The 23,894-nt window shown below is 74.1% G+C and carries 20 protein-coding genes; 12 read left to right on the top strand and 8 right to left on the bottom strand.

Going from position 1 to position 23,894, the window contains the following annotated elements; all coding sequences use genetic code 11:
• Positions 1 to 151 precede the first annotated feature (151 nt).
• Positions 152 to 2,173 carry a helix-turn-helix domain-containing protein gene (locus tag ACGFQ9_RS19455; RefSeq protein ID WP_393575099.1) on the top strand — a complete coding sequence of 674 codons (2,022 nt, stop codon included), beginning with the start codon at positions 152 to 154 and terminating at the stop codon, positions 2,171 to 2,173.
• Here ACGFQ9_RS19455 and ACGFQ9_RS19450 read toward each other — a convergent pair.
• Together ACGFQ9_RS19450 and ACGFQ9_RS19445 are read right to left on the bottom strand one after the other, a co-directional pair.
• Complete coding sequence (locus ACGFQ9_RS19450; protein ID WP_393575097.1) at positions 2,146 to 3,600, bottom strand: IS701 family transposase; 1,455 nt, start codon at positions 3,598 to 3,600, stop codon at positions 2,146 to 2,148. The genes ACGFQ9_RS19455 and ACGFQ9_RS19450 overlap by 28 nt on opposite strands.
• Before the next feature lie 196 nt (positions 3,601 to 3,796).
• Positions 3,797 to 4,279, bottom strand: a complete 483-nt coding sequence (locus tag ACGFQ9_RS19445) for a phospholipase (protein WP_393575096.1) — start codon at positions 4,277 to 4,279, stop codon at positions 3,797 to 3,799.
• A gap of 193 nt (positions 4,280 to 4,472) precedes the next feature.
• Between ACGFQ9_RS19445 and ACGFQ9_RS19440 the strand changes: the two genes are divergently transcribed.
• The 7 genes from ACGFQ9_RS19440 to ACGFQ9_RS19410 all read left to right on the top strand — a co-directional run bounded on the left by ACGFQ9_RS19440 (position 4,473) and on the right by ACGFQ9_RS19410 (position 11,551).
• Positions 4,473 to 5,177 (top strand): 4'-phosphopantetheinyl transferase family protein, encoded by a 705-nt coding sequence (locus tag ACGFQ9_RS19440; protein WP_393575095.1) that lies wholly within the window; start codon positions 4,473 to 4,475, stop codon positions 5,175 to 5,177.
• Between the two features lie 142 nt (positions 5,178 to 5,319).
• A complete protein-coding gene (locus tag ACGFQ9_RS19435; RefSeq protein ID WP_393575093.1) occupies positions 5,320 to 6,549 on the top strand; it encodes a S8 family serine peptidase in 1,230 nt (409 codons plus the stop codon).
• Between the two features lie 185 nt (positions 6,550 to 6,734).
• Entirely contained in the window at positions 6,735 to 8,030 is a 1,296-nt protein-coding gene (locus tag ACGFQ9_RS19430) for a hypothetical protein (RefSeq protein WP_393575091.1), read from the top strand.
• A gap of 98 nt (positions 8,031 to 8,128) precedes the next feature.
• Complete coding sequence (locus ACGFQ9_RS19425) at positions 8,129 to 9,286, top strand: WxL protein peptidoglycan domain-containing protein (RefSeq protein ID WP_393575090.1); 1,158 nt, start codon at positions 8,129 to 8,131, stop codon at positions 9,284 to 9,286.
• A 139-nt stretch (positions 9,287 to 9,425) separates the two neighbouring features.
• Positions 9,426 to 10,148 (top strand): hypothetical protein, encoded by a 723-nt coding sequence (locus ACGFQ9_RS19420; protein ID WP_393575089.1) that lies wholly within the window; start codon positions 9,426 to 9,428, stop codon positions 10,146 to 10,148.
• Between the two features lie 63 nt (positions 10,149 to 10,211).
• Complete coding sequence (locus ACGFQ9_RS19415) at positions 10,212 to 10,364, top strand: hypothetical protein (protein ID WP_393575087.1); 153 nt, start codon at positions 10,212 to 10,214, stop codon at positions 10,362 to 10,364.
• Positions 10,361 to 11,551, top strand: coding sequence for an NAD(P)-dependent oxidoreductase (locus ACGFQ9_RS19410; RefSeq protein ID WP_393575086.1), 1,191 nt, complete (start codon positions 10,361 to 10,363; stop codon positions 11,549 to 11,551). The genes ACGFQ9_RS19415 and ACGFQ9_RS19410 overlap by 4 nt, the downstream gene beginning before the upstream one ends.
• A 152-nt stretch (positions 11,552 to 11,703) precedes the next feature.
• On the opposite strand, the gene ACGFQ9_RS19405 is transcribed toward ACGFQ9_RS19410, so the two are convergent.
• Genes ACGFQ9_RS19405 through iolC form a run of 4 tightly spaced genes read right to left on the bottom strand, consistent with a single transcriptional unit; the run spans position 11,704 to position 17,048 of the window.
• A complete protein-coding gene (locus ACGFQ9_RS19405; RefSeq protein WP_393575085.1) occupies positions 11,704 to 13,203 on the bottom strand; it encodes a CoA-acylating methylmalonate-semialdehyde dehydrogenase in 1,500 nt (499 codons plus the stop codon).
• Between the two features lie 13 nt (positions 13,204 to 13,216).
• Positions 13,217 to 15,109: a 3D-(3,5/4)-trihydroxycyclohexane-1,2-dione acylhydrolase (decyclizing) gene (iolD, locus tag ACGFQ9_RS19400; protein WP_393575084.1), complete on the bottom strand. Its 1,893-nt coding sequence runs from the start codon at positions 15,107 to 15,109 to the stop codon at positions 13,217 to 13,219.
• Positions 15,106 to 16,140 carry a 5-deoxy-glucuronate isomerase gene (gene iolB, locus ACGFQ9_RS19395; protein WP_393575082.1) on the bottom strand — a complete coding sequence of 345 codons (1,035 nt, stop codon included), beginning with the start codon at positions 16,138 to 16,140 and terminating at the stop codon, positions 15,106 to 15,108. Before iolB ends, iolD begins: the two co-directional genes overlap by 4 nt.
• Complete coding sequence (gene iolC / locus ACGFQ9_RS19390) at positions 16,131 to 17,048, bottom strand: 5-dehydro-2-deoxygluconokinase (protein WP_393575378.1); 918 nt, start codon at positions 17,046 to 17,048, stop codon at positions 16,131 to 16,133. The genes iolB and iolC overlap by 10 nt, the downstream gene beginning before the upstream one ends.
• 77 nt (positions 17,049 to 17,125) lie before the next feature.
• Here iolC and ACGFQ9_RS19385 point away from each other — a divergent pair, with 77 nt between their 5' ends.
• From ACGFQ9_RS19385 to ACGFQ9_RS19375, 3 genes are all read left to right on the top strand, one after another.
• Entirely contained in the window at positions 17,126 to 18,040 is a 915-nt protein-coding gene (locus ACGFQ9_RS19385; RefSeq protein WP_393575081.1) for a sugar phosphate isomerase/epimerase family protein, read from the top strand.
• Positions 18,041 to 18,053: 13 nt separating this feature from the next.
• Complete coding sequence (locus tag ACGFQ9_RS19380) at positions 18,054 to 19,067, top strand: Gfo/Idh/MocA family protein (protein WP_393575079.1); 1,014 nt, start codon at positions 18,054 to 18,056, stop codon at positions 19,065 to 19,067.
• A gap of 235 nt (positions 19,068 to 19,302) precedes the next feature.
• Positions 19,303 to 19,497, top strand: a complete 195-nt coding sequence (locus ACGFQ9_RS19375) for a helix-turn-helix transcriptional regulator (RefSeq protein WP_393575078.1) — start codon at positions 19,303 to 19,305, stop codon at positions 19,495 to 19,497.
• Positions 19,498 to 19,518: 21 nt separating this feature from the next.
• Here ACGFQ9_RS19375 and ACGFQ9_RS19370 read toward each other — a convergent pair whose 3' ends face one another.
• Complete coding sequence (locus ACGFQ9_RS19370) at positions 19,519 to 21,714, bottom strand: MMPL family transporter (protein ID WP_393575077.1); 2,196 nt, start codon at positions 21,712 to 21,714, stop codon at positions 19,519 to 19,521.
• A 274-nt stretch (positions 21,715 to 21,988) separates the two neighbouring features.
• Here ACGFQ9_RS19370 and ACGFQ9_RS19365 point away from each other — a divergent pair, with 274 nt between their 5' ends.
• Positions 21,989 to 22,648 (top strand): TetR/AcrR family transcriptional regulator, encoded by a 660-nt coding sequence (locus tag ACGFQ9_RS19365; protein ID WP_393575377.1) that lies wholly within the window; start codon positions 21,989 to 21,991, stop codon positions 22,646 to 22,648.
• Here ACGFQ9_RS19365 and ACGFQ9_RS19360 read toward each other — a convergent pair.
• Positions 22,623 to 23,846, bottom strand: coding sequence for a cation:proton antiporter (locus ACGFQ9_RS19360; RefSeq protein WP_393575376.1), 1,224 nt, complete (start codon positions 23,844 to 23,846; stop codon positions 22,623 to 22,625). The genes ACGFQ9_RS19365 and ACGFQ9_RS19360 overlap by 26 nt on opposite strands.
• Between the last annotated feature and the right edge of the window lie 48 nt (positions 23,847 to 23,894).

The raw sequence follows: 23,894 nt of genomic DNA, 5'->3' as shown, positions 1-23,894 counted from the left end.
GACCAATCGGGCACAAAACTCCACGCGGACGGAATCTTCAACTCCCCTTTACTGACAGGGCATTGACAATTGACCCTGCTGCCCGGTGTCGCCTAGATTCCTCGCGCGGTTGTGCACCCCCACACACACCCCACACGTGAGGAACAACCCCATGGCATTACAAGGGCAGCCCGCTCTGCGCGTGCTCGAACTGCTCGCCCACGAGGCTCCGGCCGCCGCGTACGAGGAACTCCTCACCCCGGCCGGAGCATCGGACGCGCGCCCGGCCGAACGCGAACAGCTCGCGGAGGCCCTGCGCCTCGCCTCCGCCGTCCGCGGCCACCTCGACCGCCGGCAGGAGCGCGAGGCCGCGCTCTCCGCCCTGGTGGACACCGCCCACGACCTCACGCTGCCGTACGACCTGGACGCGCTGCTCCGGGTGATCGCCCGCCGGGCCAGGCTGCTCCTCAGCCTGGACATGGCCTACATCAGCTTCCACGACGAGGAGTCCGGCGACAGCTACGTCCGCACGGCGGACGGCCACGCCACCGCGCTGACCGTGGGATTCCGGGTGCCCCGCGGCTCCGGCCTGGGCGGTTCGGTCCGGACCGACAGCGCCCCGTTCTGGAGCCCGGACTACCTGGCGGATCCCCGGGTCACCCACCACAGCCTGATCGACGAGGTGGTGCGCGCCGAAGGGCTGCGCGCCATCCTCGCCGTCCCGCTGCGGCACCGCGACTCCGCACTGGGCGTGCTCTACGCCGCCGACCGCACGGTCCGGCACTTCACCCCGGACGAGATATCCCTGATGGCCTCGCTGGCCGACCTCGCCTCGGTGGCCATCGAGAAGACCCGGGTGCTGGGCCGGGCCCGGGCCGACATCGCCGACCTCGAACGGTCCACCTCCCAGGCCCGGTCCGACCTGCTCTGCGCACGGCGCGCCAACGAGACGCACACCCGGATGACCGACCTCCTGCTGGCCGGCGGCGACCTTCCCGGGCTGCTCGCACTGGCCGCCGAGACCCTCGGCGGCACGGCCGCGGTCATCGAGCCCGACGGGCGGGTGGCCGCCGCCACCGGCCCGCTGCCCGAGGAGCTGCCCGGCACCGAGGAGACCGCGCGGGCGGTGCTGGAGACCCACGCGGCCCGCCGCCCGGTCGAGTTCTCGCCGGGCACCTGGCTCGCCCCGGTCGCCGCCGGCGGCGAGTACCTCGGCTGCGTGCTGGTGCACCCGGCGGAGCCGCTGTCCGACACCGGGCTGCGGCTGCTGCGGCTCACCGCGGGCACCACCGGGGTGCTGATGCTGATGCAGCGCAACACGGCCGTCGCCGAGAGCCAGGTCCGCGACGAGTTCTTCGACGACCTGCTGACCGTGCCCGGACGGCCCCCGGCCCAGCTGCGGGACCGGGCCCGGCGGCTCGGGCTCGACCTGGAGGCCCCGTACGCGGTGGCGGTGATCCGCCCCGAGGGCGGCTCGCTGGGCCGGGCCGTGGTGTGGGCCTCCTCGTACGCGCTGCGCGCGGGCGGCCTGTCCAACGTGCGCGGCGGCTGTCTGACCCTGCTGCTGCCCTCGCGGAACCCGGGCGAGACGGCCCGCCGGGTGTCCGACGAGCTGACCCCGCTGCTCGGCCACCCGGTGACGGTGGGCGCCGCCGGACCCACCGCGGGCCCGGCCGACATCGCGCCCACCCATGCCGAGGCGCTCCGCTGCCTGGGCGCCCTCACTTCGCTGGGCAGCAGCGGATCCTCCGCGGCGGCCAGCGAACTCGGCTTCCTCGGCCTGCTGCTGGGCGACAACCACAGCGTCGACCGGTACATCGACGACACCATCGGACCGGTGCTCGACTACGACGGCCAGCGGTTCACCAGCCTGGTGCACACGCTGGAGTCGTACTTCGAGTCGGGCGGCAGCCCCACCCACGCCGCCGAAGCCCTGCACGTCCACCCCAACACGGTCTCGCGACGGCTGGAGCGGATCACCGCCCTGCTCGGCGAGGACTGGCAGGAGCCGGCCCGCGCCCTGGAGGTGCAGCTCGCGCTGCGGCTTCACCGGACCCGCCGGACGCTGCGGGTGGAGGCGCCGCCGGCCGGTCCGCGGGAGCCCTCCGACGCCGGGCCGCCCGGGGCCGGTGGCCTCGGGGGCGGCGGGCTCGGGGGCGGCGGGTCTCACGCCGATCGTCTGCGCGCGCCGTAGGCCGGCGTCCCTCCCGTGGTCCGGGTGGTGGGGCGGGCCGCCTCGTCCGCGGCCCGGGCGGCAGCGCGCCCGGCGGGACGGTATCCCGCCGCGGGACGGGCGGGCGCCGGGAACCCGGCCCCCACGTGGCCCGCGCCGGGGTATCCGGCCAGCGGGAAACCGGCCGACGGGTGCGCCCCGGCCGGCGGGAACCCCGCCGCCGGGAAGCCGGCCGGGGCGAACCCGTCCGCCGCACGGCCGCCGGCCACCCTCCCGGTGCGCCGGTCCACCGCCGGGCCCGGGCCGGAGTCCGCGCCCGTGCCCCGGACCCGTTCCAGGGCGCGGACGGCGTGCGCGGCCGAGGCCAGCGTGATGTGCCGGTGCCAGCCCTGGAACGAGCGGCCCTCGAAGTCCCGCATGCCCACCCGGTCGGATATCCCGGCGAACTCGCGGTCCACCCGGCGGGAGAGTTCCGCCAGCCGCAGCAGTCCGGCCGGCGGCACCTCGACCATGTCGGTCAGCCAGAACCGGTCCGGCCGGCGGCGCGGATCGGCCCACTCCGCAAGCAGCCTCAGCGGCCGCCCGCCACGGCCCGGCGGCACGGTCGCCACCTGCACGGAGGCGAGGAACACGGTCCGTGCCGAACCGTCCGCGCCGTCGGCGTACCGGACCGGCCGGCGGAGCATCCGGGCCGTCTCCATCACCGCGCCGGCGCGCACCTGCACCCGGCCGGTCCCCGGCAGGTGGGGGTCGGTCACCGTCACCGGGGTCCCCGCCCCGATCCGCATCAGGAACGGCATCCGGGCGGCCGCGAACCGCCGCGGCAGGGTCTCCGGCCCGCCCTCCACGGCGTCCAGGACCACCGGCAGCCGGCGCAGCGGCAGCGCCTCGGTGATGTCCAGCACCGAGGCGGCCGCGCAGTCGGCGAGAGTGCTCTCCTCGGGCAGGTGCAGCGACCAGCCGGCCGGCGCCCCCACCTCGATCCCGGCGGCCCAGGCGCCGAACGCCTGCTGCCCGTTGACCATCTGGCCCAGCCTGGCGTCGTAACGGCGGTCCACACCGACCGTGTGCGCCCCCGACTTGGGGATCACCATCGGCTTCACCACCCAGGCCTGGAGCCCGAGCGTCCGCTCCAGTTCGAGGGCCAGGGCCTCCCGCACGGACTGCCAGTTCCAGGGCGAGCAGCTGATGAAGTGGTGGAGGCTCTGTTCCCCCGCCGCCATCCCGGCGTGCGCGGCGATGCTCCGCATGGACTTGCGGCCGGGGGCCGTCAGCAGTCCCCGTACGTACAGTTCTGCCTTGCGCCGCTGGTCCGCCCGCGGCAGGGATTCGAAGACCGCGGCGCAGAGGTCCGCGACCGCGTCTCTCGTCCCGGCCCCCGTCCCTGCTCCCGCTCCGGTCTCCCGGCGCGGCGGCTGCGTGACCTCCATCAGTCGCGAGCTGCCCATGCTCCCGCCTTCTTCCCCGTCGTCCTCCTGGTCTCCTTCAGCTTGGCCTCGGGAACCCGCCGTCCACGAGAGTCGCCGGGCACACACCTGACCCCGTGGGGTGGTGGCCCGGCCACCTCCCCACGGGTGTACGGCCGGTCAGCGGACGTCCGTACGGACCCGGTGGTGTGGCCGGGCCACCGTCACGGAACCGGATTCAGACCCGCCGGTCCACGGCGGACCCGGCCGCGCCCACGGTCCTGACGGCCTGGTAGTAGGTCCAGGCCGTGCCCTCGCAGGAGAGCCGCTTCGCCGTGGGGTAGCGCGCGCAGACCCGCCGCAGGTCGGCGTGGAAGGCGTCGTCGAGGCGGGATTTGGCGGCGCCGAAGGCGTCCGGGCCGGCCCGGCGGTAGTTGCGGTAGCCGAAGTCGTGGCGGGCGCAGGCCATCGCGAACGGGAACCCGAAGGGGTTGTCCGGGGAGGTGGTGCAGTAGTCGGTCGACCAGTCGAACCCGTACTCCTCCCACCGGTCCCGCTCCGCGCGGGCGGCCGCCCAGGCGTCGTGGCTGGCCGCGGCGGGCCGGGTCCAGCGGCCGAGCACCAGGGGTTTGTCGGCGGGTACGGCGGCGGGAGCGGCTGCGGCGGGTCCTGCCACGGCGAACACGGCGGCGAGGGCCACCGCTCCGGCTCGGCGCATCATCCTATTTCCTCCTGCACATCGGAAACGCAGCGACCGGGCCGGGGCCCGGTCCTGCCGGTCCTGCCGGTCCTGCCGGTCCTGCCCGTAGAACGACCCGGCCCCGGGTGTGGTGGTGGCGCCACCACCCCCCGTCCGCCCGTGCGTTCCCCCGGTTCACGGCCGCACCGGCCGGTTCCTCTCGTACTCTCGTCTGGTGATCGAGTACGTGAACCAGCTCGGCCCCGACGTCCCCCGGGCGGGCGCCTTCCCGAGCGGCCGGGACGTGTCCGTGTGGTACCTGGACACCACGCTCGCCGTGGTCGGCGGCGTCGACCTCGCCGACGCGGCGTCCGTCCTCGACGGGGCGGAGCTCGCCCGCGCGGAGCGGCTGGTGCGCCCGGGGCACCGGCAGCGGTTCCTCGCCTCGCACCTCGGCCTGCGGGTGCTGCTCGGCCGGTACCTGGGGGTGCCGCCGCGGGAGGTCGGGCTGGACCGCGAGGACTGCCACGGCTGCGGCGAGCCGCACGGACGCCCGGTCGTGGCCGGCGGGACGGGGCCGCACTTCTCGCTCTCGCACAGCGAGGACACCGCCTGCCTCGCCTTCGCCGGGGTGCCGGTCGGGGTGGACGTGGAGGCGCTCCCCAAGCCGGCCGCGGTGCACGACGTCCTGCACTCCCTGCACCCGCGGGAGACCGCCGAGCTGACGGCCCTGCCGGAGCCGGACCGCCCGGCCGCGCTGGGCCGGATCTGGTCCCGCAAGGAGGCCTGTCTGAAGGCCACCGGGGCCGGCCTGACCGCCGGCCTGGCCGAGCCGTACGTCGGCTCGGCGCCCGCACCGGCCCCCGTCCCGGGCTGGACCCTGACCGACCTCCCGTCCCCACCCGGCTACTTCGCGGCACTGGCACTGGCCGCGGGTTAGGCCCTCTCTTCCGGATCCTGCCGGGCCCGCGCCGCCCGGCACCGCCGGTGCCGTACGCAGCGCGCCCGTTCCGAGGGCGTGTCGTGGGGCCAGTCGGCGCACCCTCCGTGCGGGGCGGCCGGGGCTCCCCGAGCATCGCGGCATGACCATGACCCCGTTCACCGTCCTGCTGCCCGCCGCCGCCCTGCTGACCGCCGCGGCCGCCCTCCCCGTCGCCCCCGCCGGGCTGCCCGGCGGGGGCGCCGCCGGACCGGCCGGGCCCCAGGGCCCGCCGCGCCACGGCTACGTCGTCGTCCTCAAGGACACCGGCGCGCGCGCCCTCACCCGTGCCCTGGCCGCCGAGGCGGCCGAGGCCGGCGACGAGGTCGGGGCCGTCTACGGGGCCGCGCTGAACGGCTTCGCCGTACGGACCTCGGAGGCCCGGGCCGGGGAACTGGCCGCCGACCCCCGGGTCGCCCGGGTGGAACGGGACGCCCTGTTCCGGATCTCCGACACCCAGCCGGCGGCGCCCTGGCACCTGGACCGGCTCGACCAGCTCGCGCTCCCCCTCGACGGCTCCTACTCGTACGGCGGGACGGGCGCCGGGGTCACCGTGTACGTCCTGGACACCGGCATCGACACCGCGCACGCGGAGTTCGGCGGCCGGGCCGTGGCCGGCCACAACGCGGTGCGCTCCGAGGGCCCCGGCGACTGCAACGGCCACGGAACCCATGTCGCGGCGACCGCGGGCGGCGCCTCGTACGGCGTGGCCAAGGGCGTCCGGCTGGTCTCCGTGAAGGTGGCCGACTGCAACGGCGACGCCCGTCTGTCGGCCGTCCTCTCGGGCGTGGACTGGGTGGTCCGGCAGCAGGCGCTCGCCCGGCCCGCCGGCCCCGCGGTCGCCAACATCAGCATGGGCGGCGGGCGCAGCCTGACGATGGACGGTGCCGTACGGCGGGCCGTGCGCCGGGGCATCACCTTCACCGTCGCCGCGGGCAACGAGGGCCGCAGCGCCTGCACTTCCTCGCCCGGCTCCGTCGCCGAGGCCGTGACGGTGGGCGCCAGCGACACCGAGGACCGGCGGGCGGCCTTCTCCAACCACGGTTCCTGCGTGGACCTGTTCGCGCCCGGTATGGGGGTGGTCTCGGCCTGGCCGGGTGCCCCGACGGCGAGCCGGGCCATGTCGGGCACCTCGATGGCCGCCCCGCAGGCGGCCGGTGCGGCGGCGCTGGTCCTGGCGGCCCGTCCGGCGGCCACCCCGCGGGAGGTGGCCGCCGCGATCGTCGCGGGGGCCGTGCCGGACCGGCTCGCCGGAGTGCCCTCGAACACGGCGAACCGGCTGCTCCAGGTGCCGGGCGGAGCCCCGGCGGCCCCGGCGGCACCCGCCCCCTGACCCCCGCCCCGCCGCAGGCCGGCCGACCGTACCTGATGGGACATCAATTTCTGTGTGCTTCGGGCGAAAGGAATGCATTGACTTCTCGTGACGGCGACGCGTCAATGTCGGCCACCGCACCGGCTCGGCCTCCCCCGCACAGCGGGTGGGGGGAGGGTTCGTCATGACGAAGGAGTCGCGACCCAGTGAGAACGAGAACGTTCCGACGAAGAGTGCTGGCCGGGGCGGGGGCCCTCACCCTGGCCCTGACGGGTGGCATGGCGGGCCTGGCGGGGACGGCACAGGCCGCGGTCAAGACCACCCCGGTGTACGTGAAGTGCGACGCGCCGGCTCCCCAGCCGGACGCCGAGGGCAACCAGGACTTCACCGTCACCCTGCCCGACGGCGCCAAGGCCGGCGACACCGTGCCGATCACGATCGACCCGGGTCTCTCGCCGATCGTGCCGATGTTCACCATCGACACGGTCAACACCATGAAGGCGAAGCTGTTCGTCGGCGGGCAGGCGCAGACGGTCACCAGCGCCCCGACCCCCGCCCACCAGGAGGGCGGCGTCAAGGCCGACCCGCCGCCGTTCAGCGGGACGATCAAGATCCCGGACGGCACCGAGGGCACCACCGTGCAGGTGACGCTCGACCAGTTCGTCACCGACGCGGACATCGGCGGCACCGTCTACACCACCACCTGCACCCCGTCCCCGCGCCCGAGCGCCCCGGTCGGCTCGGTCGCCGTGGCGGCGCTGCCCAAGGAACCGGTCACCACGAAGATCACCCCCAACAGCGGCAAGGCCGGCACGGTCGTCGCGGTCACCGGCGCCAACTTCCCGGCGGGCCCGGTCACCTGCTCGGCCTCGCTGGCGGGCACGGCCACCGGTGACACCGGCACCGGCACCGCGGACGCCTCCGGCGCGGCCACCTGCAGCCTGACCGTCACCAAGAAGGCCGACGCCATCAAGATCGACGGCTCGACGGGGGCCGCCAAGGCGTTCGTCTTCGTCGAGGACCAGCCGGGCGTGAAGAACCCGGTGGACGTCGAGGTGCTGCCCGGGCCGCTGGCCATCGGCCCGAAGGACGGGTTCCCGGCCTCCGACTGGGGCAAGGTGACCATCAACGGAAAGCCGCAGTCGGTCGTCGGCCAGTTCAACGCCGTCACCGTGCAGGACTTCCGCGGCGGCAGCCTCGGCTGGGACGTCACCGCGACCCGTACGCCGTTCCTGAACGAGGCCACCGGCCACTCGATGGCCAAGGCGCAGATCGGCATCCAGCCGACCTGCACCGTCACCAACCCGGACAGCCCGAGCACGTGCACCGCGGGCGCTCCCGGGGCGATCACGGACAGCCCGATGAAGGTGGCCTCCCAGGCCGCCGGCGGGGACCAGCTGACCGGCGGCGAGTTCTCCGTCGGCGGCGCCGGGATGATCCAGCTCCCGCCGTTCGCGTTCGCCGACACCTACCAGTCGGTCGTGACCTTCTCGGTCGCCTGATCCGATCCGGTACCCGGGTGGTGCGGGGCTCCGGCCCCGCACCACCTTCGTCCTGTTCCGGCCCGTCCGGAGATTCCGGCCCGTCTGGAGACCCGCCCATGCACCCAGCCCTCCGCACCCGATCCGGCCTCCGCCCGGGAACCCGCCTCCGCCCCGGAACCCGCCCCCACACCCCACCCCGCCTCCGTACCCCGACCGGCCTCGCCGCCCTGCTCCTGCTGCTCGCCGGAGCCCTGCTGCCGCTCGTTCCGGCGGGCCCCGCCCGGGCCGCCGACAACGGCAGCTGGAGCGTGTTCCCCACCCCGCAGGCCGGTGCGCAGATGCCCGACCGCGCGTACTTCTTCCACCAGGGCGCGGCCGGCACGACGGTGCGCGACAGCGTGACCGTCCACAACACCTCCGACCGGGAGCTGAGCTTCCGGATCTTCGCCACCGACGCCGTGAACACCCCGGTGGGCGGGGCGTTCGCGCTGCTGCCCGCGGAGACCCGGCCCAAGGACGTGGGCACCTGGATCCGCCTCGGGCCGGAGGCGGGCGGCGGGGCCGGCGGGACGGTCACCGTGCCGGCCAAGGGCCGCAAGGACATCCCGTTCACCGTCACCGTGCCGGAGGACGCCACCCCCGGGGACCACGTGGGCGGGATCGTCGCGCTCGGCACCGCGATCGAGGGCGTGGAGGGCGAGGGCAAGGTCAAGGTGGGGGTGCGCCGCTCGGTGGGCGCGCGGATGTACTTCCGGGTGCCGGGGCCGGTCGCGGCCGGGCTGAGCGTGGAGAACGTACGGGTGAAGCGGACCGCGCCGCTGCTGCCCTGGATCGGCGGGAAGGCTCCCGCCACCGTCTCGTACACGCTGGTCAACCGGGGCAACGTGGTGATCTCGCCGACGCTGGCGGTACGCGCCGAGGGCGTCTTCGGCCGCACGGTGCTCAGCCGTCCGGCCCGTGACCTGAAGCTGGTGCTGCTGCCGGGCCAGCGGATCGAGCTGACCGAACCCTGGCCGGACACACCGCAGTTGGACTGGGTCACCGTCAGCCTCACCGCGGGCGCGGCGGAGCAGCGGGATCTGAAGACCACGGGCGAGGCGGAGTTCGTGGCGGTTCCCTGGCCTGCCGCGGGCGTCCTGCTGGTGCTGACCGGGGCGGGCATCGCCGTCCTGGTGGTCCGCCGGCGCCGGAGGCGCGGGGACGACGGCACCACGCCGTCTGCCGGGCTCCGGGCCGCGGTTCCGGCGGGGACGCGCGATCTTACCGATCGGTGACGTCCACCCCGAGGGACGCCCGTCACGCCCTGTCCGCCCCTAGCGTGGTCGGCAGATCCCCGAACGTGACCGGCCGGTACGACCCGTACCGGATGCCGGTTCGTTGCGGGCACCCGAATTCCGCGAGAAGGACAGGAAGATGACCGTCGAGACGCTGCCGGTGTGCGCCTACCCCGAGTGCACCAACCATCCCGTGCCGCCGACGCCCGGCGATCCGGCGCCCCGCTACTGCGCCCACCCCGAGCACAACGCGCTGGGTGCCTTCCGCAGGTTCCGCGCCAAGCGGCAGCAGCGCAAGGAGGAGAAGCGTCAGGCGGCCGAGGCCAAGAAGGCGGCCATGACGGCCGCCGACGTCCGGCCCTCCGCCCCGCTCGCCATGGAGAGCGGCTCCGGGGGCCGCGACGAGCTCGTGGCACTCGTGTCCAGGCTGGCCACGGACCTGCCCACCTACATCGAGGAGCTGGCCCTCATCACGGACTCGGCTGCCGCCGAGGCACGCATCGAGACCGTGACCAGGGCTTCGGCCCAGCGGGCCCTGGCCGCCGAGGAGCGCGCCACGCTGGCGGAGGAGGCTGCGGAGATGGCCATAGCCGAACTGGACGCGGCCAGGCAGACGCTGCAGGAGGAGGCGGAGAAGATCCGCGAGGAAGCCGCCGAGCGCGTGGCCGATGCCGAGTTCGTACGTGCCGAGCTCGAACGCTACCGCGAGCGGGTGAGCCGGCTGGAGGACCGTCTCGACAAGGTGCGCGAGGAAGCGGACGCCGCCCGGAAGGAGCGGAGTGAGTTCGCGCTGGAGGTCGAGCGCCTGAAGGCGGACCGTCAGGACCCGGTCTGCGAAGGGCACTTGGCCAAAACTCCTTGATCGGCGAGGCTGACCCTGGGGTTCCGGCGCAGGGCCGGGCACGCCGACCAGGGGGAGCCCACGATGGAGTGGACGGACGTCAGAGCCCGGGCGAACGGAACCGGCCCGGCGGAGGCGGCGGACGGGCCCGGCTCCGTCCCCGGGGCTCCGGCACCGGCATCCGCCGCGGCGAGCACGCTGACCCCGGCCCCCACCGACGTCTGGACCCGCCTGTGACCCCCGATCCGACCGTCGGTGTGGGCAGGCGTCCCGCAGGGCGGGACGGGTGGGCACACCGGGACGACCCGCTCGGCAGCTCCGACCCCGCCCAGCCGGGGCACGGCCCAGCCCCGGCGCCTCCGGCCCGCGTCCTCCTCCTCGACGCCGCCCCCGGCGACCTGCTCGACCACGAGCTGGCGCGCCTGCTCGGCCACGGCCTCGCCGTCACCCTCAACCTCCGCCGGGTCACCGACAAGGCCGCGGCCCGGGCCGCCTGGCAAGGCAAAGCGGAGTTCACCGACTTTGACCCCTTCGACGAGGCAGCGCTCATCACGGAGACCCTCCGCGACGGAGCCGGCCACGACGCCGTCAAGTCCCGCGCCGGAGTCCCTCTCCGCGCCGCGTTCCTCGCGGCGGCCACCGCCCCCGGCATCGCCGCCCCGCTCAGGGTGATCGGCCGGGCCGGGGCGGGCACCGACCACGTCGACCTGCCGGCCGCCGCCCGGCACGGCGTCGCCGTCACCCACACCCCGGGGTCGAACGCCGAGGCGGTGGCCGAGTTCGCCCTGGCCCAGCTGCTCGCCCTGACCCGGGACCTCACCGCGTACAACGAGGCCGCGCACAAGGGCGCCTGGCGCACCCCGGCAGCCCCGGCCCGGGAGCTCTCCGAACTCACCCTGGGCCTCATCGGCGTGGGCCGGATCGGCAGGGCCCTGGCCCGGCGGGCGACCGCCCTGGGCATGGCCGTGCAGGGCGTCTCACGGCGCCCCGCACGGCCCGACGAGCAGGTGCGCCGGGCGGCCTCCCTCGGGGAGCTGCTGGGCAGCAGTGACGTGGTCTCCCTGCACCTGCCGCTCACGCCCCACACCCGCGGGCTGATCGGCGGGGCGGAACTGGCCCGGATGCGCCCCGGGGCGATCCTGCTGAACACCGCCCGAGGCGGCATCGTCGACGAACAGGCCCTGGCCGACGCGCTCCGCGACCCCGCACACCCCCTCGCCGCGGCCGCCGTAGACACCTTCGCCCACGAGCACGCCGCCTTCGCCTCTCCCCTCTTCGGCCTGCCCAACGCCCTGCTCAGCCCGCATGTCGCCGGCATGTCCCGGACGGCCATGGCCACCGCGGCCGCCGGCTGCGCGGACCACATGGCCGCCCTGCTGGCCGGCCGCCCGGAGGGCGTCCCGGTGGTGACCCGGCCGTCCTGACCCCCGCCAGCGCCGCGTCAACCGCCCGGCAGCGCCCCGGCAGCCGCGCCCCGGAAACGCCCCCGGAAACAGGACTCGCCCCCGCGTGAGGGACGCGGGGGCGAGCGGTCCTGACCGGGCGGCGGCGGGTGCCGGGCCCGGGAGGGGACGGATCAGTGGTTGCGCGGGAAGCCCAGGTCGACGCCGGCGTGCGGCTCGGACGGGTCGGGCCAGCGGGTCGTGACGACCTTGCCGCGGGTGTAGAAGTGGATGCCGTCCGGGCCGTAGATGTGGTGGTCGCCGAAGAGGGAGTCCTTCCAGCCGCCGAAGGAGTGGTAGCCCACCGGCACCGGGATCGGCACGTTCACGCCGACCATGCCCGCCTGGACCTCCAGCTGGAAGCGGCGGGCCGCGCCACCGTCCCGGGTGAAGATCGCGGTGCCGTTGCCGAACGGCGAGTCGTTGATGAGCGCGACGGCCTCCTCGTAGGTGTCGGCGCGCAGCACGCACAGCACCGGGCCGAAGATCTCGTCGCGGTAGGCGTCGGAGTCGGTCTTGACGTTGTCCAGGAGGGACAGACCGATCCAGTGGCCGTCCTCGAAGCCGTCGACGCTGTAGCCCGTGCCGTCCAGGACCACGTCCGCGCCCTGCTCGGCCGCGCCGTGCACGTACGAGGCGACCTTGTCGCGGTGCGCCTTGGTGATCAGCGGGCCCATCTCCGAGGTCGGGTCGTTGCCCGGGCCGATCTTGATCTTCTCGGCGCGCTCGCGGATCTTCTGCACCAGGTCGTCTCCGACGGCGCCGACGGCGACCACCGCGGAGATGGCCATGCAGCGCTCGCCGGCCGAGCCGTACGCCGCCGAGACCGCGGCGTCGGCCGCCGCGTCGAGGTCGGCGTCGGGCAGGACCAGCATGTGGTTCTTGGCGCCGCCCAGAGCCTGGACGCGCTTGCCGTTGGCGGAGGCGGTGGTGTGGATGTACCGGGCGATCGGGGTGGAGCCGACGAAGGAGACGGCCGCGACGTCCGGGTGCGCCAGCAGGGCGTCGACGGCGACCTTGTCGCCGTGGAGCACGTTCAGCACGCCGTCCGGCAGGCCGGCCTCGTGCGCCAGCTCCGCCAGCTTGTTGGCGGCCGACGGGTCCTTCTCGCTCGGCTTGAGCACGAAGGTGTTGCCGCAGGCGATGGCCAGCGGGAACATCCACATCGGGACCATCGCCGGGAAGTTGAACGGGGTGATGCCGGCGACCACGCCGAGCGGCTGCCGGATCGCGGCCACGTCCACCCGGTTGGAGACCGAGGTCGACAGCTCTCCCTTGAGCTGCGTGGTGATCCCGCAGGCCAGCTCGACGATCTCCAGACCGCGGGCGACCTCGCCCAGCGCGTCAGAGTGGACCTTGCCGTGCTCGGCGACGATCAGCTCGGCGATGGCGTCTCGGTTGGCGTCCAGCAGGGCGCGGTAGGCGAACAGCACCTTGGTGCGGGCGGCCAGCGAGGACTGGCCCCAGGTCCGGAACGCGTCCTTGGCGGCCTGGACGGCGGCGTCGACCTCGTCGACCGAGGCCAGCGCGACCTGGGTGGTGACCACGCCGGTCGCCGGGTCGGTGACCGGGCCGTAGTTGCCCGACGCGCCCTCGACGGTCTTGCCACCGATCCAGTGGTTGACGGTCTTCATTTGCCTTGCTCCTTCACAGATGGCGACGTCGCTGCGCGGCTTGCCGGTCGTACTCCTGGCGGGCCTCGATCGCGGACGGACGCGTCGCGGTCTCGGCCACAGGAACATCCCACCACGCCTGTGCGGGGGGCGGGCCCGACACAGTGTCGGGCGTTCGGGTCCGTGTGTAGACACATGTGGGCCGGTCGGCGGCGCGCGCCTCGGCGAGGGCTTCCCGCAGGTCACGGACGGTGCGGGCACGGATCACGGCCATGCCGAGGGAGGCCGCGTTGGCCGCGAGGTCCACACCGGGCGTGTGCTCGGGGGCGAACGCGGTGCCGAGGCGCTCGCCGCCCACGGCCTCGGAGAGGCCGCCGATGGAGGCATACCCCCGATTGTCCAGGATCACCAGTTTGAGCGGTACGCCCTCCTGCACGGCGGTGACCAGCTCGGTCGGGTTCATCAGGTACGTGCCGTCGCCGACCAGCGCCCACACCGGCCGGCCGGGCTCGGCGAGGCCGATGCCGATGGCGGCCGGGATCTCGTATCCCATGCACGAGTACCCGTACTCCACGTGGTACTGCAGCGGTGACCGGGTCCGCCACAGTTTGTGCAGGTCACCGGGGAGCGAGCCGGCCGCGTTGACCAGGACGTCCTCGCCGGTGACCACGGCGTCGAGGGCGCCGAGCACCTGCGCCTGGGTGGGGGCGCGGTCCAGGTCCGGGCCCTCGGCCCGGAAGGCCAGGTCCACGCGGCGCTCCCAGTCCTCCCTGGCGCTGCCGTACGCCGCCGCGTACACGGGGTCGACCCGGTGGCCGGCCAGCAGGGCGCCCAGCTCGCGGAGGGTCTCCCGGGCATCGCCGACGAGCGGCCGGGCGGCGGCAGGCTTGTGCGCGTCGTGGGGATCGAGGTTGATCCCAAGGAACCGGACGTCAGGATTCCGGAAAAGCGTGGAGGACGCCGTGGTGAAGTCGCTGAGCCGGGTCCCGGCGGCGATCACCAGGTCGGCCCCGCGGGCCAGGTCGTCCGCGGTGGCGGTGCCGGTGTGGCCGACCCCGCCGACGTCGGCCGGGTGGTCGTGGCGCAGGGAGCCCTTGCCGGCCTGGGTGGAGGCCACCGGAATGCCGGTGGCCCCGGCGAATTCCGCCAGCTCGGCCTGGGCCCCGCTGTACCGGATCCCGCCGCCCGCGATGATCAGCGGCCGGGCCGCCGCCCGGACGGCCTCGGCCGCGGCCGCCAGCTCGTCCCGGTCGGGCCGGGGCCGGCGCACGGTCCACACCCGCTCCGCGAAGAACTCCTCCGGCCAGTCGTACGCCTCGGCCTGCACGTCCTGGGGCAGCGCCAGGGTGACGGCCCCGGTGGCCACCGGATCGGTGAGCACGCGCATGGCCTGCAGGGCGGCCGGGATCAGCGCCTCGGGGCGGGCGATCCGGTCGTAGTACCGGCTCACCGGCCGCAGCGCGTCGTTGACGGACACGTCACCGGCGTACGGCACCTCCAGCTGCTGGAGCACCGGGTCGGCGGGCCGGGTCGCGAACACGTCGCCGGGCAGCAGCAGGACCGGGATCCGGTTGATCGTCGCCCCGGCGGCGCCGGTGACCAGATTGGTGGCGCCGGGCCCGATGGAGGTGGTGACGGCGTGGGCGGACAGCCGCCCGCTGTGCCGGGCGTACCCGACGGCGGCGTGCACCATGGCCTGCTCGTTGCGCCCCTGCAGGAAGGGCATGTCCTTGCCGCCGGTCTCCAGCAGGGCCTGCCCGATCCCGGCCACGTTGCCGTGCCCGAAGATCCCCCAGGTCGCGGCGATCAGCCGCTGCCGGCGCCCGTCGCGCTCGGTGAACTGCCGGCTCAGAAAGGCGACCAGCGCCTGCGCGGTGGTGAGCCTCCGCGTCCGTGTGCTCGTGCTGCTCGTGCTGCTCGTGCTCATCGGCGGGCCTCCTCCGCCCGGTGGAAGGGCAGCCGGGGATCGACCGGCTGCCCTTCCCAGCTCTCGCGGATCCAGGCGTGCTCGGGATGGTCCCGGATCAGCCACTCCCGGACCGCTCCCGGCCCGGCCATCACGTTCAGGTAGTACATGTCGTGCCCGGGGGCGGCGATGGACGGCCCGTGCCAGCCGTCGGGAATGAGCACGGCGTCCCCGCTCCTCACCTCGGCGAGCACGTCGGTCTTCCCGGCGGGCGAGGGCGTCACCCGCTGGTACCCCACGCCGGGGGTGGCGCCGTGCGGAGCGATCTCGAACCAGTAGATCTCCTCGAGCTCGGACTCCTCCCCGGGACACTGCTCGTCGTGCTTGTGCGGCGGATACGAGGACCAGTTCCCGCCGGGGGTGAGCACCTCGACGGCGATCAGCCGGTCGCAGGCGAAGGCGTCCGCGGCGGCGAAGTTGTTGACCTGCCGCGAGCAGGCCCCGCGCCCCCGCAGCTCGACGGCCACGTCCCGCCCGGCCCCGTACCGCGCCGGCAGCCGCCGCTCACACCGCGCCCCGGCCAGCGCGAACCTCCCGCCCTCCGCGGACCACACCTCGACCTCCGCGTCCCGCGGCACATAAGCGAAGTCGGTGGTCGCCTCGAACACACTCCCCCGCCCCGCCAACTCGAACACGACGGACCCGCCCCCCGCCCCGGAGCCCGGCGAAATGCCCAGGGCGGAGCCCCGAGCGGGGTGCGGGGCAGAGCCCGCGGTGGGGTCCGGGGCACAGCCCCGAGCGGGGTCCGGGGGCGCAGCCCCTGCGGCGGGGTCCGGGGCGGAGCCCCGGTTTCGGGATGGGGGTCCCCCCGGCGGAGCGAGGGGGAGGGCGGGGTGGGGCATCGGCTCCGTGCAGCGGACCGTGCAGCCGCCGGACAGCGGCAGGACGATCCACTCCGCGTCCCCGCACTCGAACGCGTACGTCTCGCCCGGGCCGAGGTCCAGGATCCGCAGCAGGCTCAGCGCAAGCGAATGCTCCGAGGTCACCGGCACGTCGCCAGCACCTCCTCCACCTCGGCCGCGTACGGCATCGCCGAGGAGCACGCCAGCCGCCCGGCCACGATCGCCCCCGCCGCGTTCCCGTACCGCACCGTCCGTTCCAGCCCCCACCCCGCCAGCAGCCCGTGGCACAGCGCACCCCCGAACGCGTCCCCCGCCCCGAGCCCGTTGACCACCTCCACCTTCACCGGCGGGACCTCCACCACCGTGCCGTCCCGGTGTACTGCCAGCACCCCGTCCGGGCCGCGTTTCACCACCGCCAGCTCCACCCCCGCCGCCAGCAGCGCCCGCGCCGCCGCGTACGGCTCGTCCTCGCCCGTGGCGATCCCGCACTCCTCCACGTTCCCGACGGCCACCGTCGCCGAGGCCAGGGCCCTCGCGTACCAGCGCCCCGGGTCCGAGGACCACAGCACCGGCCGCCAGTCCAGGTCGAACACCGTGGTCCCGGACTTCGCCCGCGCCTCCAGCGCGGCCAGCGTGGCCGTCCGGCTGGGTTCCTCGCTCAGCCCGGTACCGGTCATCCAGAACACCCGTGCGGAGCGCACCGCGTCCAGGTCCAGTTCCTCCGCACGGATCTCCAGGTCCGGAGCCTTCGGCTCGCGCCGGAAGTGGATCGGGAAGTGGTCCGGCGGGAAGACCTCACAGAAGGTCAGCGGTGTGGGATAGGCCGCCACTTCCCCCACCCACCGGCCATCCACACCAAAGCCCCGCAGCTCGGCCCGCAGATACGCGCCGAAGGGGTCGGCCCCGGTCCGGGAGATCAGCGCGCACCGCCGCCCGAGCCGGGCCGCGGCGACCGCGACATTGGCCGGCGAGCCGCCCAGGAACTTCCCGAAGGTGTCCGCCTCGGCGAGTGGCACCCCGCTGCGGAGCGGGTAGAGATCCACGCCGATGCGGCCCATCGCAATCAGATCGAACGGGTCGGTACGCACAGTCAAGTCCTCCCAGTTTCCCCACAATGCAGCCTAAGGTGGCCGTTATGACGTCCTCCCCGCCCGCGTTGACCCGTATCCGTGTCGGTTCGGCTCCGGACTCCTGGGGAGTGTGGTTTCCGGACGATCCGCAGCAGACCGGCTGGGCCCGTTTCCTCGACGAGGTGGCCGACGCCGGCTACGAGTGGATCGAGCTCGGCCCGTACGGATACCTCCCCACCGATCCGGACCGGCTGGCCGAGGAGACCGCGAAGCGCGGGCTGCGGGTCTCTGCCGGGACGGTCTTCACCGGACTCCATCACGGGCCGGCGGTCTGGGACCGGACCTGGGAGCACGTGTCGCGGGTGGCGGAACTCACCCGCGCGATGGGCGCGGAGCACCTGGTGGTGATCCCCTCCTTCTGGCGGGACGACAAGACCGGCGAGGTGCTGGAGGACCGGACACTGACCGCCGGACAGTGGCGTGACCTGGCCCGGCAGACCGAACGCCTGGGCCGGGAGGTACGGGAACGCCACGGGCTGCGGATCGTGGTGCACCCGCACGCCGACACGCACATCGACACCCCCGAGAACGTGACCCGGTTCCTGGACGCGACCGACGCCGGCCTGGTCTCGCTGTGCCTGGACACCGGCCACTACGCCTACTGCGGCGGGGACAGCGTGGAGCTGATCGAGACCTACGGGGAGCGCATCGGCTATCTGCACCTCAAGCAGGTGGACCCGCGGATCCTCGCCGAAGTCCGCACGGAGCAGGTGCCGTTCGGTCCGGCGGTGGCGCGCGGGGTGATGTGCGAGCCGCCGTCCGGGGTGCCCGCCCTGGAGCCGGTGCTGGCCGCGGCACAGCGGCTCGGCACCGACCTGTTCGCCATCGTCGAGCAGGACATGTATCCCTGCGAGCCCGAACGGCCGCTGCCCATCGCCCGGCGCACCCGCGCCTATCTGCGCTCCTGCGGCGCCCGTTGAGAGGTCCACGCACATGACCAGCACGCTCGGCATCGCGGTGATCGGCACCGGGAAGATGGGGGCCGACCACGTCCGCCGGTTCGGGCGCTCGGTGGGCGGCGCCCGGGTGGTGGCGGTGGCCGACCCGGACGGCGACCGGGTCAAGGAGGCCGTGGCGGGCCTGGAGGGCGTCTCCGCGCACACCGACGCGGAGGCGGCGATGTCCGCGCCCGGCGTCGGGGCGGTGCTGATCGCCTCCCCGGGGCCGGCGCACGAGGAGGCCCTGCTGGCGGCTCTGGCGCGGGAGCTGCCGGTGCTGTGCGAGAAGCCGCTGACCCCGGACCCGGCCGGTGCCCTGCGCGTCCTGGAGGCGGAGCTGCGGCTGGGGCGGCGGCTCGTCCAGGTGGGCTTCATGCGCCGGTTCGACGCCGAATACGAGCGGCTGAAGGAGCTGCTGGACGCCGGCGGGATCGGTCGGCCGATGTTCCTGCACTGCCGTCACCGGAACGCCGCGTCGCCCTCCTTCTTCACCAGCGGGATGCTCATCAGCGACTCGGTGGTGCACGAGGTCGACGCGGCCCGCTGGCTGCTCGGCCAGGAGGTCGCCGCGGTGACCGTGCTCTCCCCGGCCGCCTCCTCCGCGGCCCCCGAGGGACTGCGCGATCCGCAACTGGTGCTGCTGGAGACCTCGGGCGGCGCGATCGTGGACGTGGAGATCTTCGTCAACTGCGGTTTCGGCTACCAGGTGCAGGTCGAGGCGGTGGGCGAGGCGGGCAGCGCCCGCATCGGGGACGCGGGGGCGATGGTCGTGCAGACGGCGGGCCGCCGGTACGACGAGATCCCGCAGGACTTCACCGTGCGGTTCGCGGACGCCTACGACCGTCAGCTCCGGCGGTGGGTGTCCGCGGCCGCCCGCGGCGGGGTGGACGGCCCGGACGTCTGGGACGGCTACGCGGCCGCCGCCGTGTCGGAGGCCGGGCTCACGGCCCTGCGGATCGGCACCCGCACCGCGGTGGAGCTGGTGGAACGGCCCCTGCTCTACCGCTGAGACCCCTTCCACCACGGCCGGTTCCTGTGTCACTGCTGTCACAGGAATCGGCCGCGGGTCACGCTTGTCCGCGTTACGCGGGTCTTCCGTCACAGACATGCGACAGCCCCTCCCCCGCCCTCACACCACTTCGTTCTCCGGGCACAACTCGAGTCGAGTGATCGTCAGCGTCCACGCCCCGGCTCCCCCCGACGGCCTCCCGGCCGACCCCGGAACGTGGACAAGGAGGTGTGCCATGACCGACCGGAAGCTGTGGTCGTACAAGGAGATCGCCGCCCACATCCGGGTCCAGCCCGACACCGTGCGCTCGTACCGCAAGCACGGGCTGCTTCCCCCGCCCGACCACGTGGAGGGCGGCAAGCCCTACTGGTACGCCGACACGGTCCGCGCCTGGGTGGCCCAGCGCCCCGGCAACCGCGGCGGCCGCTAGGCCGCCGCGGCGCCGCCGCACCTACCTGCCCGCCCCCGCCCCGGCCAGGACCTTCTCCGGCTCCTCGACGGGTGCGGGAGCCTCGGCCGGCTCTCCCTCGCTGAGTCCGAACCGGTCGTGCAGCCGGCGCAGCGGACCCGGCGCCCACCAGGTGGCCCTGCCGGTCAGCTTCATCACGGCCGGCACGAGCAGGCTGCGCACCACCATCGCGTCCATCAGCACGGCCAGCGCGATGCCCAGCCCCAGCATCTTGGTGTTGGTGACCCGAGAGGTGCCGATGGCCACCATGACCACCGCGAGGATCACGGCGGCCGCGGTGATCAGTCCGCCCGTCCTGGCGAGCCCGGTGCGGACCGCTCCCTCGTGGTCACCGGTCCGGTCGTACTCCTCCTTGATCCGGGAGATGAGGAACACGCCGTAGTCCATGGAGAGTCCGAAGGCGATGCAGAACATCAGCACCGGCAGGGTGGTCTCGATGTCCCCGGTCGCGGTGAAGGAGAGCAGTCCGGAGAGGTGGCCCTCCTGGAACACCCACACCACCGCGCCGAACATCGCCGTCAGGCTGAGCGCGTTCAGCAGCACCGCCTGGAGCGGGATCAGCACACTGCCGGTGAGCAGGAAGACCAGCAGCAGGGTGGCCACGGCGATCAGCGCGAGCGCCCACGGCAGCTCCTCCGCGATGGCGTCCTGGGCGTCGACCAGGACGGCCGCCTGCCCCGTCACCGCGGTGTCGAACGGAGCGTCCACTCCCCGCACCTCGCCCACCAGGTCCTGGGTCCGCCCGCCGACGGCCTCGCCCTCGCCGACGACCGTGAAGTACGCGGAGGATCCCGAGGATCCCGAGGTGACCGGCCCTTCGACCCGGAGCGTCCCGGGCAGGGCGTCCAGCCGCGCCCGGTAGTCCTGGTACTGCGCGGCGCTCGCCGTGCCCTCGGCGAAGACGACCAGGCCGTCGCCGGGGCTGCCCGGGAAGCCGTCCCGGATCTGCTGCTGGACGAGGTGCGAGGCGGCGGTGTCCGGCAGCTGCCGGTCGTCGACCGTACCGAACTTCACCCCGAGGAAGGGCAGTCCGAGGAGCAGCAGCCCCGCCGTGGTGGCCACCGCGAACAGCGGGGCCCGGCGCATCACCAGCGCGGCCGACCGGGACCAGCCCCGGCCCTCGGCGGCGTCACCCGTGGCCGCGCCGCGCCGCCGCCACAGGCGCCGGAGGTCCAGCGAGTTGACCCGGTCCCCCAGCAGCACCAGCGCGGCCGGGAGCAGGGTCAGTGCCGCCGCGGCGGCGATCAGCACGACCGCGATCCCCGCGTAGGCGAAGGAGCGGAGGAAGTACATCGGGAAGAGCAGCATGGCCGAGAGGGCGACGGCGACCGTCAGCGCGGAGAACAGGACCGTCCGCCCGGCCGTCCGGAGCGTGGCACCGACCGCCGCGACCGGCTCCCGGCCGGCCGCCAGCTCCTCCCGGTACCGCCGCACGATGAACAGGGCGTAGTCGATGGCCAGTCCGAGGCCGAGGGCCGTGGTCAGGTTCAGCGCGAAGACCGACACCTCGGTGAACTCGGTGAGCCCTCGGAGCACCGCGTTGGTCCCGAGGATGGCGACGATGCCGACGCCCAGCGGCAGCAGGGCGGCGATCGCACTGCCGAAGACCAGGACCAGCAGCACCAGGGTGACCGGCAGGGCGATCAGTTCGGCGCGGAGCAGGTCCTCCTGGATGGTGGTGGTGATCTCGCGCTGGACGGCGGCCGGCCCGCCGAGCGACACGCTCACCGGTCCGTGGTTGCCGCGGTACTCCGGCTCGATCCGGTCGAGCACCTTGATGGCGGTCTTGTCGTCGCCCTGGATCCGGGCGGCGATCAGCGCCTGCCTGCCGTCCTTCGACTTGAGGGTGGGCAGTCCCGTCCGCCAGTACGAACCGACACCGGTGACGCCCGGTTCGGCGGCGAGGCGGGCGGTGAGCCGGTCCGCCTCGGCCGCCACGGCCGGGTCGTCGACCCCGGCCGGGCCGACGGCCGGCCCGGCGTCGACCAGGAGCAGCAGATTCGGCTGCGAGGCGGGGAACTCGCGTTCCAGAGCCTGGGTGGCGTAGGTGGACTGCGCCCCCGGGTCCTCCCAGCCGCCGCTCGCCAGCCGGTCGGCCACCCCGCTGCCCGCGAACACGGCCAGCGCGGTCAGGACCAGCGCGATCAGCAGCGAGAGCCTCGGCCTGGCGGTGACCACGCGGGTCCAGCCGCCCTGCCGCCGCCCGGCACCGGCACCGGCACGCTCCCCACGGCCTTCTCCCCCTCGCTCCCCCTGGTCCGCCCCCGGGTCCGTCCCCCGGCCCGTCCCCCGGTCCTGCCGATGATCTGCCTGTTTGACTTCGGGCATGGCTCGGTGTCCCCTTCACCGTGATTGCCAGCCTGAATACACTGGCAAACACGAGCAGTCGCTCGCGTTTTTCAAGAATGCGAGCGAGCGCTCGCGTTTGTCAATCACCCTGGGGAAGGAAGGGATCGCCGTGCCCGAGGAGAAGCGGGCGAGACCGGCCGAAAAGGTCGCAGCCCCGCGCCGTCAGGCCCGCGGGGAGCGCCGTATCGCCCAGCTCCTGGAGGCCGCCGCCGGCGTGTTCTGCAGGTCGGGATACGCGGCCGCGAGCACCAACTCGATCGCCCGCGAGGCGGGCGTCTCGCCCGGCACGCTCTACCAGTTCTTCCCGAACAAGGAGGCCATCGCCGTCGAGCTGGGCGGCCGGCTGCTGGAGCAGGCCAACGAGATGCACGGCCAGGTCTTCCTGCCGGAGAACCTCGCCAAGCCCCTGCCCGAGCTGCTCGACGCCGTCCTCGACCCGCTCATCGAGTTCCAGTGCGAGAACCCGGCCTTCTGGGCCCTGATGCACGGCTCCGGAGTGCCCGGCATCACCCAGGAGCACGACGCCCTGCACGCCGGCATGCTGACCCGCGTCGAGAGCGTGCTGCGCAGCTTCTGCCCGGACGACGCGCCCGACGGGCTCCACCTCAAGGCCAACGTGATCCTGGGCATCTTCAAGTCCTCGATGGACCTGATCCTGGCCAGCGAGGGCGAGGAGCGCGCCGCGTACGCGACCGAGCTGAAGACGGTTCTGCTGCGCTATCTGGAGCCGATGGAGGTCACCAGGTCTCCGAGCGCTCACTGACCCGGACGACCGGCCCGGCCCCGCGGGGCCGGGCCCGCATCCGCACGCGCAGCCCGGCCATCGGGAACACCAGCACGGAGAGCATCCCCGCCCCGACCAGCGCCGCCGCCTCACCGGATCCCAGCACCCCGTCCTCGACGCCCAGCGTGGTGATGGCCACCACCAGGGGCAGCGCCGTCGCGGAGTACAGCGCCAGCGCGCCGCGCTCCGCCCGCACCAGGTCCCGAGGCGCCAGCAGCAGCACGGGCAGCCCCCGCACCACCAGGAACAGCAACAGGAAGACCGGCAGCAACAGCAGCGGCCGCCCGCCCGCGAGCAGCGCCGCGAGGTCGAACTCGATGCCGGTGACCACGAAGAACAGCGGCACCAGGAAGCCAAAGCCGATCGCCTCGACCTTCGACAGCACCGCACCGCTGCTCTCGGGCGCGGCCCCGTGCAGCACCAGCCTGGTGATCAGCCCGGCCGCGAAGGCGCCCAGCAGCACGTCCAGCCCCAGCAGCCGGGCCAGCCCGAGCATCGCCACCAGCAGCAGCGCCACCAGCCGCACCGCGAACTGCCCGCTGCTGTCCATCGTCTTCGCGATGACCCGGGAGAACCACGGCGGCTTGGGCCGCAGCGCCCAGAACACGGCCGCGGCCGTGAGCACGCCGAACACGGCCAGCAGAGCGGCCGACCGGGCCGGCGCGCGCCCGCTGAGCAGCAGCGCCATGGCGATGACGGGCCCGAATTCACCGACCGACCCGAACGCCATCACCACCGTGCCGAAGCGGCCCCGCAGGTCCCCGGCGTCCCGCAGCACCGGCAGGATCGTGCCGAGCGCCGTACTGGTCAGCGCGGTGCCGACGTAGAGGGCCCGGTCGAGACCGCCGCCGCGCGCGAGCAGCATCCCGGCGGCCAGCCCGAGCCCCAGGGCCGCCAGCCAGGCCCACAGTCCGCGGGTGAGCGTGTCGCCCCTGACCCGGTCGATCCGGATCTCGTACCCGGCCAGGAAGATGAGCATCGCCAGTCCCAGCTGCGACAGCACGTCGATCACCTGATCGGTGCTCGCCCAGCCGAGGACGTCGGGACCGACGAGCACGCCGAGCAGAATCTCGAAGATCACCAGGGGGACCGTCACCCAGCGGGCGAGCCCGTAGGCGAGCAGCGGCGCGAGCACCGCGATGGACATGATCAGAATCAAGGTGCCCATATGCGCCATGAGCGCCATTTACTTACGGTTTTGATCGATTGTCCATCGGCTGCCCGT

Origin of the sequence: Streptomyces sp. NPDC048603, from assembly GCF_043199475.1 — a bacterium.
Lineage (GTDB): Bacteria > Actinomycetota > Actinomycetes > Streptomycetales > Streptomycetaceae > Streptomyces.
The sequence above is the reverse complement of the archived record's forward strand: the minus strand, read 5'-3'. Positions and strand labels throughout refer to the sequence as shown.

Bases quoted from the DNA above. Each gene is read 5' to 3' on its own strand.
- ACGFQ9_RS19380 (WP_393575079.1), top strand. From the start codon at position 18,054: ATGACCAGCACGCTCGGCATCGCGGTGATCGGCACCGGGAAGATGGGG.
- ACGFQ9_RS19450 (WP_393575097.1), bottom strand. From the start codon at position 3,600: ATGGGCAGCTCGCGACTGATGGAGGTCACGCAGCCGCCGCGCCGGGAG.
- ACGFQ9_RS19445 (WP_393575096.1), bottom strand. From the start codon at position 4,279: ATGATGCGCCGAGCCGGAGCGGTGGCCCTCGCCGCCGTGTTCGCCGTG.
- ACGFQ9_RS19420 (WP_393575089.1), top strand. From the start codon at position 9,426: ATGACCGTCGAGACGCTGCCGGTGTGCGCCTACCCCGAGTGCACCAAC.
- ACGFQ9_RS19415 (WP_393575087.1), top strand. From the start codon at position 10,212: ATGGAGTGGACGGACGTCAGAGCCCGGGCGAACGGAACCGGCCCGGCG.
- ACGFQ9_RS19425 (WP_393575090.1), top strand. From the start codon at position 8,129: ATGCACCCAGCCCTCCGCACCCGATCCGGCCTCCGCCCGGGAACCCGC.
- ACGFQ9_RS19455 (WP_393575099.1), top strand. From the start codon at position 152: ATGGCATTACAAGGGCAGCCCGCTCTGCGCGTGCTCGAACTGCTCGCC.
- ACGFQ9_RS19360 (WP_393575376.1), bottom strand. From the start codon at position 23,846: ATGGCGCATATGGGCACCTTGATTCTGATCATGTCCATCGCGGTGCTC.
- ACGFQ9_RS19435 (WP_393575093.1), top strand. From the start codon at position 5,320: ATGACCATGACCCCGTTCACCGTCCTGCTGCCCGCCGCCGCCCTGCTG.
- iolC (WP_393575378.1), bottom strand. From the start codon at position 17,048: ATGGGCCGCATCGGCGTGGATCTCTACCCGCTCCGCAGCGGGGTGCCA.
- ACGFQ9_RS19405 (WP_393575085.1), bottom strand. From the start codon at position 13,203: ATGAAGACCGTCAACCACTGGATCGGTGGCAAGACCGTCGAGGGCGCG.
- ACGFQ9_RS19385 (WP_393575081.1), top strand. From the start codon at position 17,126: ATGACGTCCTCCCCGCCCGCGTTGACCCGTATCCGTGTCGGTTCGGCT.
- ACGFQ9_RS19375 (WP_393575078.1), top strand. From the start codon at position 19,303: ATGACCGACCGGAAGCTGTGGTCGTACAAGGAGATCGCCGCCCACATC.
- iolD (WP_393575084.1), bottom strand. From the start codon at position 15,109: ATGAGCACGAGCAGCACGAGCAGCACGAGCACACGGACGCGGAGGCTC.